Here is a 13,785-nt window from a genome sequence, read left to right as displayed (position 1 = left end):
CGCATGGCACGCTTCTTCATCGTTCGCCCGATTTTCGCCTGGGTGGTTTCGCTGGCTATCCTTCTTGCGGGGTTGCTTGCCTTGCGCGCCTTGCCGGTCGAACAATATCCCGAAGTCGCGCCGCCGTCGCTGACGATCAATGTCGTTTATCCAGGCGCCGGGGCAGAGACACTCGAGCAGAATGTTACTCAGGTAATCGAGCAGCAACTCAATGGGGTCGATGGCTTTCTCTATATGTCCTCGACCAGCACCTCGGCGGGGCAGGCCAGCATTACTCTGACCTTCGAAGCGGGCACTGACATCGATATCGCCCAAACCGAGGTGCAGAACCGCCTCAGCACGGTGGAGGCCCGCCTGCCCGAGGAGGTGCGCCGCCAAGGCATTACAGTTCGGCAGGCGAGTGAGGGGTTCCTCATGATCGTAGCCTTGACGTCCGCCAGCGGAAGTCTTGATTCCACCGATCTTGGTAATATCGCATCCAACCAGGTGATCGACGAACTGCGCCGGGTAAACGGCGTGGGCGACGTTATGTTGTTCGGATCGCCTTATGCAATGCGCATCTGGCTCGATCCCGAAGCGCTGGCTTCCTACAATCTGTCTCCGTCAGCCGTGCTGGCAGCAGTCCGCGAAGAAAACGCTCAGACGGCAGGCGGTGCCATCGGCGCACAACCACTTGCCGAAGGGCAACTCATTACGGCCAACATCTCCACCGAGGGCCGCTTCTCTACCGTGGAGGAGTTCGAGAACATTATTTTGCGGGCCAACACAGGTGCAGCAGTGGTGCGGCTGGGTGAAGTCGCGAGGGTCGAGATCGGGGCTCAATCCTATGCGACCTCCGCCACCCTCAATGGCCAGCCGATGGCCGGGATGGCGATCCAACTCGCTACCGGTGCCAATGCCTTGACCACGGCCGAAGGTATCCGGGAACGCCTGGCCGAAATCGACGAAGGCTTGCCACCTGATGTGGCATGGGAGATCCCCTACGACACTACCCCATTCGTCGAAGCGTCGGTGGAAGAAGTCGTCATAACGCTGGTCGAGGCGATGGTCCTCGTCTTTCTCGTTATGTTTCTCTTCCTGCAGAATTGGCGCGCCACGCTCATCCCCACACTTGTGGTGCCGATCGCCTTGGCCGGGGCGTGTCTGGGATTGTGGCTGTTCGGTTTCTCCATCAACGTTCTGTCACTTTTTGGCATGGTCCTGGCTATCGGTATCCTTGTGGATGATGCCATCGTGGTCATTGAAAATGTCGAACGCATCATGCGCGAGGAAGGGTTGCCGCCGCTGGAGGCTACCCGCAAGGCAATGGGGCAAATCACCGGTGCGATCATCGGTATCACGCTGGTATTGATTGCCGTTTTCATCCCGATGGCGTTCTTCCCCGGCTCCACAGGCGGAATCTATCGGCAATTTTCGGTCACGCTGGCAATCGCGATCTTCTTTTCAGCTTTTCTGGCTCTTTCGCTTACCCCAGCCTTGTGCGCGACCTTTCTCAAGCCGATGGATCATGAACACGATGATGCCGGAGAAGTGGACGTTGATCCGGAGGTCGAGGCAGCGTCGGGTTGGCGAGGCATGCTGGCGCGTGCCGGCGGTTTCGGAGCGCGCTTTTTCTCGCGTTTTAACCGTTGGTTTGCGCGAATGCAGGAAAAATACGGTCGCACCAATGACCGTATCCTGTCGCGGCCATGGCGCGGCTTCGCGGTTTTCCTCACGCTCGTCCTGCTGACGGTGGTGCTGTTCGCCCGCCTTCCATCCGCGATGCTGCCGACCGAAGACCAGGGATTTCTTATCACTGCGGTCCAGACCCAACCAGGTGCGACCCAGGCTCGAACTGACGAGGCGTTGGAGCCGATCACCGGATATTGGATGAATCGTGAGGAGGTTGAGAACCTCGTACTTGTCCGCGGTTTCAGCTTCTTTGGACGCGGGCAGAACAACGCCTTGATGTTTACAACTTTCAAACCCTGGGAAGAACGGACTGGGCCCGACAGTAGCGCCGGCGAAATGCTGGCAGATGCAATGGACCGTTTTATGCAGCTCGACAATGCCAGTGCCTTTGTAATCCAGCCTCCTGCAATCCAGTCGCTGGGCAGGGCCAGCGGCTTCACCCTCAAGTTGCAGGATCGTGGCGGGGTGGGGCGCGAAACTCTGACCGCAGCGCGCGACCAAATGCTGGGCATTGCTTCTCAAAGTCCAGTTATTGCCAATCTGCGACCGGAAGACCAGGGTCCCAGCCCAGAGGTCGAGGTTGAAATTGACAGGGTTCAGGCTCGTGCACTCGGCCTTTCGCTGTCCGATGTGAACACCGCGCTATCGATCACTTTCGGCTCAGCTTATGTCAACGATTTCAACCGCGACGGACGTGTGCTGCAGGTGCAAATACAGGCTGACGCCCCTTATCGGATGACGCCCGAGGATATCATGGCCCTGCGCATTCCAAATGCAAGCGGAGAGTTAGTGCCATTCAGCGCCTTTGCGTCCGCCCGTTGGTCGGCAGCACCCGCCAGCCTGTCGCGATATAACGGATACCCCGCGATGACACTTTCGGGAACGGCCGCCCCCGGTGAGTCCTCTGGCTCCGCGCTTGCCGAGATGGAGCAACTTGCAGAGCAATTGCCGCAAGGCATCGGCTATGAATGGACTGGCCTTTCTTACGAAGAAAAACAGGCGGGTGGGCAGATCGGCTTTCTTCTTGGCTTGTCGATAATTGTCGTGTTCCTGGTGCTTGCTGCGCTCTACGAAAGCTGGGCGGTACCCCTAGCAGTTCTGCTGATTGTTCCCACCGGCGTGCTGGGCGCAGTCGTGTTTTCCATGCTACGCGGCCTTTCGGCGGATATCTATTTCAACGTCGGCTTGATCACGATTGTTGGCCTTGCCGCCAAGAACGCGATCCTCATTGTCGAATTCGCGATCGAGGAAGAAGAACGAGGGTTGCGACGGATAGATGCAATAAAGTCTGCAGCCCGCCTGCGCCTGCGGCCGATCATCATGACTTCGCTGGCGTTCACCATGGGTATGGTGCCTTTGGCGCTTGCTTCAGGCGCCGGTGCGGCGAGCCGCATCTCGGTAGGTACCGGAGTGATGGGCGGAATGATCGCAACTACGATTTTCGGCATTTTCCTTATCCCGATGCTCTATCTGCTGGTGCGCAGGAATGTCAGCCGCAAGCAGCCGGTCGCAGCCGGACATCTGGACGAGGCTGATCCCGGAAAAGCAAAGCCGGACGACACGGAACCGGGTCCGGATGAGGAGCCAGTCCGATGAAACATTTGATTGCCCTGGCCTTGGCTTCGACGATGCTGGCAGGTTGCGCCAGCATGGCGCCCGACCATGTCCGGCCCGCGCCGGCCACGACGCCCACATTCGACAGTGAATACTTGCCCGATGGCGAAGTCGTCGCTTCCCAGCTCTCCTACCGCGAATGGTTCGTGGATCCTCGCCTGCGGGGCCTCGTCGCCCTTGCGCTGGAGAATAATCGTGATTTGCTGGCAGCAACCGCGCGCATAGAACAGGCTCGCGCGCGTTATCGCATCCAGGACAGCCGCAGACTGCCTGATATCGTTGCTGATGCAGGTGCCGTTCGCACACGCCAGCCGCTTTCGGCTAATCCCGCGCTCGACACAGGTGATGTGGAGGGTGCTCCCGATGCGATTACGTTTAACCGCTTTGACGTAGGCGTTGGCGTCAGTGCCTTTGAATTGGACTTCTGGGGCCGGGTCGCGAGCCTAAGCGACGCCGCGCGCGCGGAATATCTCGCAACGGTTGCCGCGCAGCGTGCTTTCTATCTCTCGTTGATTGCGGATACGGCGGCGACCTATTACGAAATCGTCGAGACGGAAGAACAGATCGCCCTGGCCGAAGCCACCGCCGAAAGCAGGCGCGAAGGGCTGCGGATTGCAAAAGTGCGTCTCGATAATGGCGTGACCTCGGCACTGCCTTTCCGTCAGGCGGAAACACTGCTGACCCAGGCAGAACAGCGACTGGCAGCCGAGCAGCTAACATTGGCGCGTCTACACAATCAGCTGGCGGTATTGGTGGGTGGAACTATTCCCGAGCCGCTTCCCGACGGGCTCGCTCTGGCGCAGCAGGGTAATGAGCGGCGGCTGGCGGCGGGCCTGCCGTCTACCTTGCTTTTTGTACGGCCCGATATCGTCGCGGCCGAAGAACAGCTACGGGCAGCACGTGCCAATATCGGTGCCGCTCGCGCAGCATTCTTCCCCACTATCTCGCTGACCGGCAATACGGGATTTTCGTCAAGCAGCCTTGATGATCTGTTTTCGGGCAGCGGTTGGGGATGGAGCTTCGGTCCGGCCATTTCGCTGCCCATTTTCGACTGGGGTGCACGCGAAGCCAATCTGGCTCTCGCCCAGGCCCTGGAGGTCGAGCAGGTGGCGAATTACGATCGGACCGTCCAGGAGGCCTTCCGTGAAGTCTCGGATGCACTGGCCGGACGTCGCTGGTTGGCCGAGCAGGTTGCAACCCTGGAACGCGCCGTGATCGCACAGGAACGGATCGCCCATATCGCGCGCCTGCGCTATCGGGAGGGTGTAACCAATTATCTCGAGGTTCTCGATGCTGAACGAAACCTGTTCAACGCCCGCCAGGAGCTTCTCGCGACCGAACGGGCCTTGCTCCAGAACTGCGCTACGCTTTTCGTAGCTCTGGGCGGCGGTATTGGAGACGAAAAGCTCCTCTGGCAAGGGACTTAATAGAACTCTTGCAAATCCGGCAAAGGTCAACGCGGGCGGACGTCGCTCAGACGGTATCTCACCTCGCCAGCCTTCGGGCCAAGCGCCGCCGTTGTCCGGCAAGCTCCGATATTCCCGCAACGCAGCATGAGGGCCATGCGTCTTTGCCTCGCTACAGGAGCAAACGGGCCACCCGATTAGCAATCGAGACCGGGGTAGAAGGTTCCACACGTTCGGCGGCAGGACGAAGATCGTCTCGCCTCAGGCAAGCTCGATGCGAAACGAGCCAATGGCGCGGAGCCGTACCGTACCAGGCTCTTCCCGGGAGATGCCTCCCCTTACGTGCCTAGCCGATTCGATACGATATGGCCGGCGGTTTGCAATAGGCTATCCTCTGAAGATACAGTATGTCCCGCGTCTGCGCGATAAAGCTGAAGTTGCGAATTCGATACCTAGCAGGAGAGACGTTTAGGCGCACTTGCCTACCCCCTAAGTTAATGATACGAACCAGTCTACTTAAGGGTCAGAGACAGTGCGGCATGAGCTATTTGTTCAAAGCGGATCGGACTGCTTCCGGCGAATTTGGAGTGTATCCCGGATGCATTGCTCGACCAGCTCCGGTTTCTGTTGATGCACCTATGATTTCAGCTGTTCTCTTTGCTCGATGAAGCTGGGATCACGGCCAGAGATCTTCGTTCGAGAGGAACAGGAAAATGCCACGTTGGTCGTTTCAGGCGACTGGATTACGCAAAACCTCGCAGAACTCCCACCGACAGTTTCGTATGGTTCTTCGGATCATCCGGAAATCGACTGCAGCGAGCTAGGTCGGATCGACAGCGTCGGCGCGCTTGCAATCCTGACGCTTGTGCACCGAGCGGCAAAAATTGAGGGACTGCCTGAAAATCTGGCGCGCTTGTTCGAACTCGTGGACGCCGCCACCCAGGGAGAAGATGCCTCGGAGGCTGCCCGCCACCCGCTGCACGTACGCTTGGGGAAAGTGGTTTATCGGGCAGGACAGTCCATAAAAACAAGCGCGCGGTTTCTGGGGAAGCTAGAGGTTTCTCTGGTTCGTTCGATCGCAAACCCCAGCCGCATCAGGCCCGTTGCCCTGGCATCGTCAATCCAGAAAGCCGGACTCGAATCCTTGCCGCTGATTGCCATCATGACGTTCTTTATCGGGGCGGTGGTCGCCCTGATTGGAAGCGATCTGCTGGAACAATTGGGGGCAGCGGAACTGGTCGTGGAACTGGTCGGCATATCGGTCCTGCGAGAGTTTGGCGTGTTGATACCCGCAATCCTTCTTGCCGGGCGATCGACATCGACCTTTGCCGCCCAGATCGGTGCGATGCGCATGAACCAGGAAACCGAGGCGATGCAGGTTATGGGTATCGATCTGTTCGACGCTCTTGTCCTCCCCCGTTTCTTGTCCTTGCTCATCACCATGCCGTTACTTTCGGTCATCGCCATGATCGCTGGCCTGGCCGGGGGCCTGGTCGCCAGCTGGGGCATTATGGGCGTAAGCCCGATTCTGTTCATCGAGCGGTTGGAAAGCGCGGTGGAAATTCGCCATTTCTGGGTCGGGATAGCGAAGGTTCCGGTTCTTGCTGCCGCGATTGCCATTACTGGATGTCGGCACGGCCTTGCTGTCAAAGGCGATGTCGAGCAACTCGGCTCCCGAGTCACCGTGGCAGTTGTCCAGGCGCTGTTCGCCATCATCTTTCTAGATGCTGCCTTTGCCGTTCTTTTCAATGTGTTCGGCATATGAGCGAAGAGAATGACCAGATTATCAGTGTCCAGGGTCTGACCACCCGCTTTGGCGACCATGTCGTTCACGAAGATCTGGACCTGGAGGTGCGCCGGGGAGAGATTCTTGCAATCATTGGCGGATCGGGAAGCGGAAAGTCGGTTTTGGTGAATGCCATCCTCGGCCTTTTTGAACCGCATAGCGGAACTATCGAAATTTTTGGCAAGGAAATGTCGAATGCCTCTGATCGCCTTGCCGTCGATCGCCGCATTGGCGTGATGTTCCAGCATGGTGCGCTATTTTCATCGCTGACCGTTCGGCAGAATGTCGAAGCGCCTTTGATCGAGCATGCCGAATTGCGCGGCGAATGGCTAAAGCGTGTCGCCTTGATGAAGATTGGTCTGGTGGGCCTCGAAGCGGAAGTCGCGCGTCAACAGCCGACCGAACTTTCAGGGGGCATGAGCAAGCGCGTCAGTGTTGCCAGGGCCTTGGCCCTCGACCCTGAATTACTCTTTCTGGACGAGCCTACTTCAGGGCTTGATCCCATCGGTGCGGCAGAATTCGACCAACTTATCCGCACCTTGACCGACACGCTGGGCCTCACCGTAGTCATGATAACTCACGATCTCGACAGTCTCTACTCCATTTGCGACCGCGCCGCTGTGGTTGCTGACCGTAAAATTGTGGAAATTGCTTCAATTCCCGAGTTGGAACAGTCCGATCATCCATGGATCAAGGATTTCTTCGCGGGCCGGGCGAAACGCGCCAAGGAGAGGAATTGCTAATGGAGCGAGAAGCGAATTACGGTCTTATCGGCGGGTTGACGCTTGTCCTGCTGGGCGCGGCCTTCGCGTTCGTGCTGTGGTTGGGGCAATCGCAGTTCACCAGTGATTTCGACGAATACCGTGTCGTTTTCGACGGTCCTGTTCGCGGCTTGAACCAGGGTAGCGAAGTTCAATTCAACGGGATTCCCGTCGGGGAGGTCACGTCAATCCAACTCGATCCGGACAACCCGAATCTGGTTGTGACCGAAATCCGTGTTCGAGAGGATACGCCGGTACGATCAGATTCAACGGCAACGACCGAGTCCGAGGGAATTACCGGTGGCAAGCATATTCAGATCGGCGCCGGAACGCCAACAAAGCCTTTCCTAATGGAGAGCTCGAGCGATAAGCGACCGACCATCCAGGCGGAAGAAAGCTCGATGGAATCGCTGATGGATGGCGGCGGAGAGGTGCTTGCCGATGCTTCGGAGGTCCTGAGCCGCGTTAATCGGGCTCTATCCGATGAAAACATCGAGAACATTTCTTCCGCGATTGCCGATGTCAAGACAACCACCGAGCAACTGCGCGCCAGTCGTGGTATGTTTGAAACAGCGGAACAGACATTGGTCCGGCTGGACCGCGCTGCTGCAGATGTCGAAGGTGCTGCGCAATCCGCACGGACGGCGATTGAAGGCGATGGCAGGGAGGCCTTCGCGGACGTGTCGGCAGCCGCAAGAGATTTGAAGGCCGGGATCGCCGAGGCGCGCACCGTCATCCAGCAACTCGATACAGCCACAAGCGGATTGGCCGGGCCGGACGGATCAGGGATCGCCCAGACACTGGAATCGCTCGATAAAGCCGCGACTGAAGTAGAGCAGCTTTCTCGTCAACTGCGCCGTAATCCCCGTGAAAGGAAACTGTCAGAATGATCAGATTGCTATCGAAGAACCTTCCGATCATCGTGGTGCTGGTGGGTCTGACAGGGTGCGGCGGCGGTGTTTTGGGAATTGGCGACGAGACGTCCCTGTACCGGGTGGGCAACAATGCAGACACGGCACCGGCTGTCGCGCAAGGCCGTATACCTCTTTATATCGCTCGACCCCAGATGCCTTCAGGTGCTGATGCAGACCGGATCCCCACTGTCGAAATGCAGGAGATCACATATTTGGCCGAGGCCCGGTGGGCCAGCCCTGCCCCTGAGATGATAAGCGATCTGCTCAAGGAGAGCATAGAGCGCAACGTAAATCAGGCCTATGTGCCGATCCAGTCGGGATTACCCGATCATCATTTGCTCTCTACGAGATTCACCTCTTACGCGGCCTATTACGAAAATGGGTCCGAAAAGCCGCCGGTTATCCGTGTGGTCGCTCAAGCCGAACTCGCTCGCGCTGCGAACTCTGGCCCCCTGGCAGTTGGGAAATTTTCCCGACAAGTGCCGGCAGTAGAGAACACGGTTTCGTCAGTCATCGACGCTTTCAACACTGCAAGTGTGCAAATTGCTGACGAGATGGCTGTCTGGGTCGGAGAAAATATGGGCGAATAACTAGTCGTGCAGTTTGGATAACGGGTTCCACATACCCCCGCTTATCGTGAGGGACTATCGGCAACGGACGGTCGACAACCGTAAACGAAGAGGTTTACCGATCGATCCATTCGTTCGGCAATTTCAGGGGTGTAGCCAGCTTCAGTTATGCCCAGCGCCGCACGACGAAACGGTGAAAGGATCACCGCCGAAACGAATTGCTCAGCGGCAAAATCGGGATCTGACACGGCAATCTCGCCTTTTTCGTTCGCTCTCTGCAACACTCTGACCACCAGTTTTGTGGTGCGGATGAACCCGAACTCATAGACTTTATTTGCAAGTGCGGGGAACCGCGTGGCCTCCCCCAGCACGACGCGCTCCATAGCGACATGCACATCGGAAAGCATCCACGAAAGTAGCTTTTCGGCTAAGACCACAAGATCGAGAGTGATATTGCCAAGGTCCGGTATGTCCTGTTCGAGAGCGTTCAACCGATCGTGGATTTCCGTCAAGATCACAGTCTCGAACAGTGCCGATTTGCCCGTGTACCGAGAATACAGGGTTCGTTTTGATATCGCCGCTTTCTCGGCAATGTGATCGGTTGTTGTTCTGACGAATCCTTCATCCAGGAAGGCTTGACGAGCGGTCCGAAGTATCTTTCTCGACAGAACCCTCGAAGCTTGGCGGGTAGGCCTACCCATTCAACTTGATTCCATCACCTGGCACGCACTTCTCTCCGCCAACATGTTTCGCCCGTCTCGCCATTGCCGCCATCTTAAAGAAGACAGAGGCGTTAGCCAACAGTTTCGCAAGTGGTCTGAGCCCCTAAATTTCCTCCAATGATAGGTAGAGTCCGGCCCTGACAAGGAGACGGACTGACGTGCTCCCCTGAAATGTGACCGGCTTTTGGTAGAGTCCGACGCGAAGGAGTCGGACGAAAATGAAACGAAGCAGGTTCAGCGAAGAGCAGATCATCGCGGTATTGAAGGAGCAGGAGGCTGGGATGCCGACGGCGGAGGTGTGCCGCCGCCACGGGATCAGTTCAGCCACGTTCTACAAGTGGAAGTCGAAGTTCGGCGGGCTGGAGGTCTCCGATGCCCGGCGGCTGCGGACGCTCGAGCAGGAGAACAGCCGGCTGAAGAAGCTGCTGACCGAGGCGATGCTCGACAACGTGGTGCTGAAGGATCTGGCATCAAAAAAATGGTAACGCCCGGCGCGAAGCGGGAAGCCGTCGCCCATGCCCGTGAGCAGCACGGGCTGAGCGAGCGTCGGGCGTGCAGTCTGGTTGGTGTGAGCCGCAGGGTGATCCGTTACGAGCCGACAAGGCCGGATGACGGAGCACTGCGGCAACGGTTGCGCGAGCTGGCAGCGGAGCGTCGCCGGTTCGGCTACCGCCGTCTGGGCTACCTGCTGGCGCGGGAAGGCATGAGGCCCAACCACAAGAAGTTGCTGCGCATCTACCGCGAGGAAGGGCTACGGGTGCGCCGCCGTGGCGGCCGGAAACGGGCACTGGGCACGCGCAGGCCAATGGTGTTGCCAGATGGTCCGAACCAGCGGTGGTCGCTCGACTTTGTATCCGACAGCCTGATCTGTGGTCGCCGCTTCCGCATCCTGTGCGTGGTCGATGACTTCTCGCGAGAATGCCTGGCGCTGGTGGCCGACACGTCGCTGTCAGGCGCGCGGGTCGCCCGGGAACTGACCAGCCTGATCGGGATGCGCGGCAAGCCACACACGGTGGTCAGCGACAATGGCACCGAACTGACCTCATCGGCCATCCTGCGCTGGTCACAGGAGCGGCGGGTCGAGTGGCACTACATCGCGCCGGGCAAGCCGATGCAGAACGGCTTCGTGGAAAGCTTCAATGGCCGTCTGCGCGACGAATGCCTCAACGAGACGCTGTTCACCTCGCTGGCGCACGCCCGGTTCGTGCTCGCTGCATGGCGGCACGACTACAACACGGTCAGGCCACACTCGAAACTGGGCGGGAAGACCCCCGCCGAGATCGCCGGCGAACGTGTCTGGGGGCATGCCACCAGACACGTTGCCATCCCATCAAACATCAATCATGAAGGCGCGAGACTCTACCTCTGAATGGTAACAATCAGGGGAGCACGTCACTCAGACCAGTTACATTGGCTGAGAAGAGAGGGTCAAAAAAGAGGGTCCGACACAACGAAGCGCCGAACCCTCTTGCAATTAGCGAGTAAGTTTAAAACTTGCCGCGCACGGTGATGCCGTAAGTCCGCGGTTCCGCAAGAAAAGCGGAGAACGTTTGTTGCGGAGCCACGAAAGGCGTGTTGAAGGCCACCTGCGTATATCCAACGTCAAACAAGTTATTGACCCAGCCCTCGATCGCGAAGCGATCCGCAATATTGGTCAGACCCACACGCCCGTTCACTACGACGAAGCTGTCCTGTTCCTTGCCGAAGAGCAGGTCGGAGCCGGTGTTGTAATCACCAGCCATACGAGCGTTCACGAAGACCAGGCCTTCGAGCCCACTGTCGCCGATTGGCGGCGTCCACGTAAGCGACGATGTTGCCACGATCTCTGGTGCATTCGACAGGTTGTCGCCTGGCAGCAAGCGTAGTGCGGGGTCGAGCGGTGCCCCGGTATCGTCCCCGATAAGATTGTCTTCAAAGCTCGCATCAGAATAGGTGACGCCAAGGGTAATATCCAAATCACGAGCGGGCCGTAGATAGGTTTCGATCTCGACCCCTTGAGCGATCACACCTGGTGCAACTTCATCGGAAGAGCATGCACCGGTTGTCGCGCTTGCGTCTCTGTCGGCCCCGCCGAGATCGCTATCGCAACTATTGACCGTCTGTACGATGTAGAACGCCCCATTGAACGTGTTCAACTGGAAGTTACTGAACTCTTGCCGGAAGCCTGCAATGCTAACCCCGAACTCGCGTGTCGAGTATTTGAGGCCGATCTCATATGCATCGACTGTTTCTTCATCGAACTGCAGCGCGGCTGCCGAGATATTGGCCGGATCGAACGCAAGCGGATTTGACAGTGCAGACCTGTCGAGGTTGAAACCGCCCGCCTTGTAGCCGCGTGAATACGAACCGTAGACTAGCAGATCGGGAGTTGGCTTCCAGCTCAGGATAGCCGTGCCGGTAAACTCCTCTTCTTCGCGCGAGTCTTCGAGAGAAACTCCATCGAGCTCCGATGTCGAATTGCCTTGGCAGGAAAGGCTGATGATACCACCGGCCAGAGGTGCCAAAGTCGGAACACCCAGAAAGCCTCCGAGCAGATTGCGGTTTGTCGGACAAACCGTGTTGTCGTTGCGGAAAGTTGCGTCGAAGTCCTTGGTTTCGTTTGTATAACGAAGCCCCAGCGTCAAATCGAGCGTATCCGTGATCGCAAAGATATTATGCGTGAAGAACGCGAAGTTCTCACTCGTCTGATTGTAGACCTCGCTGACCGTTCCCAAATCGCTGATGCTTGCAAGGTTGTTGATACCTGCGAGGATCGCCGGGGTTGCAGCGCCGAATGCCGGGCTTCCGGTCAGCGTACCGTCCAATGCCGCCACGTTGGCACCCAGGCAATTGGAAGCCCCCGGATTGACCAAAGCCGGATTGATCGCGATCGCAATGCGGCACGCTACGAAATTGCCGTACTGGGTGCCGAACCGCAGATTATCACGCACCTGCAGTTCTTCATTGGCGTAATACGCGCCGATCAACCAATCCAGTTTGCCATCGAAGGCCTCACCGGTAAGGCGCAGTTCCTGAGTGAATGTTTCAAAGTCTCGAGCAAGAGCATTCTCGGTCGGAGCGCGGTAGAGAATATCGACAGTAGTGTAATCGGTGTCAGATCCCTGACTGTTGGCATATTCACGGTAGCCCGTGATAGACGTCAACGTGACGTTCCCGAAATCCCAATTGATCTCAGCCGAAATACCGTAGTCTTCGGTTTCGCCTTCATAGCTTCTGCCTGGCGTAGGGTACAGGTCGCGGTTGAATGTGTCTTGGGTGAGGGCACGCGGATCCTGCCCAAGCGCAAGCAAGACGGGAACGATCGGATTTGCGGTACTCGTCAGGGCGGCCCCATCCGATGGCCTCGTAAAGAGATCAAATCCAGCGCTGATCCGTGCAAGCGGAGCAAACTCGGGCTGGACGAACGTCGCGGCACAGCACGCTTCGTCCTTTTTGGAATAATCCCCGACAAGGCGAATGGACAGGTCGTCGTTAGGTTCGAACAGGAGCTGACCGCGGACCAGATAACGATCGCGATTGTTGATCGTCCTACCATTGGTAATATCGTTGTAGAAGCCGTCGCGCTCAAAATACACGCCGTCAACGCGCGCAGCTACTCTGTCGCCAAGCGGAGCGTTTATGCCGCCTTCGACGCGGATCGCATCATAGTTGCCATAAGTGAAGGCCCCGTATGCGCTGAAATCGAACTCGGGCGGTGCGGTATAGATATTGATCAGGCCTGCCGACGAGTTCCGCCCGCCCAAAGTACCTTGGGGACCGCGAAGTATCTCGACCCTGTCGATAGGGCCGAGCTCACTCAGGGCGCTTCCCGAACGAGAGCGATAGACTCCATCGACGAAAACCGCGACCGAACTTTCCAGGCCAGGGTTGTCGCCGACCGTGCCGATACCGCGAATACGCGCGGAACCGTTAGCTTCGTTGCCGGTGGAAGACACCAGCAGGGACGGTGCAACCTGGTTCAGCTCACGTATGTCGCTGGCGCCCGAATTCTGGAGGGTTTCTCCGGAAACAGCTGACACGGCGACTGGAACATCCGCCAAGACCTGTGATCGCCCTTGCGCGGTAACAATGATTACGTTTTGGTCTTCGACATCGGCCCCTTCAACCAGATCCGCATCGGGTTCGCCAACATCCTGGGCGAAGGCGGCTGTCGGTGTGAAGGCAAGTGCCGCTGCCAATGCACCAAGGGCGCAATGGTGGCGTGATGGAAATCTTTTCATGTGCCTCTCCTCTAAGAATGTGCCCCATCCTAGGCACTAGTCGATGCCGATAAGCGCGTTTAATTTCAAGACTTGATAGATGAATTGACGGATTATTTCACATTGTCGACAAGCATGTGGCA

At 57.8% G+C, this 13,785-nt stretch carries 9 protein-coding genes; 7 read left to right on the top strand and 2 right to left on the bottom strand.

Features of this window, described 5'->3' with window-relative positions; all coding sequences use genetic code 11:
- Positions 1–3: 3 nt before the first annotated feature.
- The 6 genes from GRI38_RS09755 (at position 4) to GRI38_RS09730 (ending at position 8,742) form a co-directional block, all read left to right on the top strand.
- A complete protein-coding gene (locus GRI38_RS09755) occupies positions 4–3,267 on the top strand; it encodes a multidrug efflux RND transporter permease subunit (protein ID WP_160683007.1) in 3,264 nt (1,087 codons plus the stop codon).
- On the top strand, positions 3,264–4,712 hold the full coding sequence (locus GRI38_RS09750) for an efflux transporter outer membrane subunit (protein WP_160683005.1): 1,449 nt from the start codon (positions 3,264–3,266) through the stop codon (positions 4,710–4,712). The genes GRI38_RS09755 and GRI38_RS09750 overlap by 4 nt, the downstream gene beginning before the upstream one ends.
- Positions 4,713–5,355: 643 nt before the next feature.
- Positions 5,356–6,456, top strand: a complete 1,101-nt coding sequence (locus tag GRI38_RS09745) for an ABC transporter permease (RefSeq protein ID WP_063510889.1) — start codon at positions 5,356–5,358, stop codon at positions 6,454–6,456.
- Positions 6,453–7,220, top strand: coding sequence for an ABC transporter ATP-binding protein (locus GRI38_RS09740; protein ID WP_063512601.1), 768 nt, complete (start codon positions 6,453–6,455; stop codon positions 7,218–7,220). The genes GRI38_RS09745 and GRI38_RS09740 overlap by 4 nt, the downstream gene beginning before the upstream one ends.
- Positions 7,220–8,128, top strand: a complete 909-nt coding sequence (locus GRI38_RS09735) for an MlaD family protein (RefSeq protein WP_063512600.1) — start codon at positions 7,220–7,222, stop codon at positions 8,126–8,128. The genes GRI38_RS09740 and GRI38_RS09735 overlap by 1 nt, the downstream gene beginning before the upstream one ends.
- The gene (locus GRI38_RS09730; protein ID WP_063512599.1) at positions 8,125–8,742 is read left to right on the top strand and encodes an ABC-type transport auxiliary lipoprotein family protein; all 618 of its coding nucleotides are present in this window, start codon (positions 8,125–8,127) and stop codon (positions 8,740–8,742) included. Before GRI38_RS09735 ends, GRI38_RS09730 begins: the two co-directional genes overlap by 4 nt.
- Positions 8,743–8,783: 41 nt before the next feature.
- Here GRI38_RS09730 and GRI38_RS09725 read toward each other — a convergent pair whose 3' ends face one another.
- Positions 8,784–9,422: a TetR/AcrR family transcriptional regulator gene (locus tag GRI38_RS09725; protein WP_063512598.1), complete on the bottom strand. Its 639-nt coding sequence runs from the start codon at positions 9,420–9,422 to the stop codon at positions 8,784–8,786.
- Positions 9,423–9,661: 239 nt separating this feature from the next.
- Between GRI38_RS09725 and GRI38_RS09720 the strand changes: the two genes are divergently transcribed.
- Positions 9,662–10,812 (top strand): IS3 family transposase gene (locus tag GRI38_RS09720; RefSeq protein WP_160683003.1). Its coding sequence is split into 2 segments (ribosomal slippage): positions 9,662–9,914 and positions 9,914–10,812, totalling 1,152 coding nucleotides; the frame shifts between segments, so codons are not numbered across the junction.
- A gap of 118 nt (positions 10,813–10,930) precedes the next feature.
- Here GRI38_RS09720 and GRI38_RS09715 read toward each other — a convergent pair.
- Positions 10,931–13,663, bottom strand: a complete 2,733-nt coding sequence (locus GRI38_RS09715; protein ID WP_063511639.1) for a TonB-dependent receptor — start codon at positions 13,661–13,663, stop codon at positions 10,931–10,933.
- Positions 13,664–13,785: the final 122 nt, after the last annotated feature.

This window comes from Parapontixanthobacter aurantiacus (genome assembly GCF_009827635.1).
Lineage (GTDB): Bacteria > Pseudomonadota > Alphaproteobacteria > Sphingomonadales > Sphingomonadaceae > Parapontixanthobacter > Parapontixanthobacter aurantiacus.
This window is presented reverse-complemented; position numbering and strand designations above follow the sequence as displayed.

Bases quoted from the DNA above. Each gene is read 5' to 3' on its own strand.
- GRI38_RS09755 (WP_160683007.1), top strand. From the start codon at position 4: ATGGCACGCTTCTTCATCGTTCGCCCGATTTTCGCCTGGGTGGTTTCG.
- GRI38_RS09750 (WP_160683005.1), top strand. From the start codon at position 3,264: ATGAAACATTTGATTGCCCTGGCCTTGGCTTCGACGATGCTGGCAGGT.
- GRI38_RS09745 (WP_063510889.1), top strand. From the start codon at position 5,356: ATGAAGCTGGGATCACGGCCAGAGATCTTCGTTCGAGAGGAACAGGAA.
- GRI38_RS09740 (WP_063512601.1), top strand. From the start codon at position 6,453: ATGAGCGAAGAGAATGACCAGATTATCAGTGTCCAGGGTCTGACCACC.
- GRI38_RS09735 (WP_063512600.1), top strand. From the start codon at position 7,220: ATGGAGCGAGAAGCGAATTACGGTCTTATCGGCGGGTTGACGCTTGTC.
- GRI38_RS09730 (WP_063512599.1), top strand. From the start codon at position 8,125: ATGATCAGATTGCTATCGAAGAACCTTCCGATCATCGTGGTGCTGGTG.
- GRI38_RS09725 (WP_063512598.1), bottom strand. From the start codon at position 9,422: ATGGGTAGGCCTACCCGCCAAGCTTCGAGGGTTCTGTCGAGAAAGATA.
- GRI38_RS09715 (WP_063511639.1), bottom strand. From the start codon at position 13,663: ATGAAAAGATTTCCATCACGCCACCATTGCGCCCTTGGTGCATTGGCA.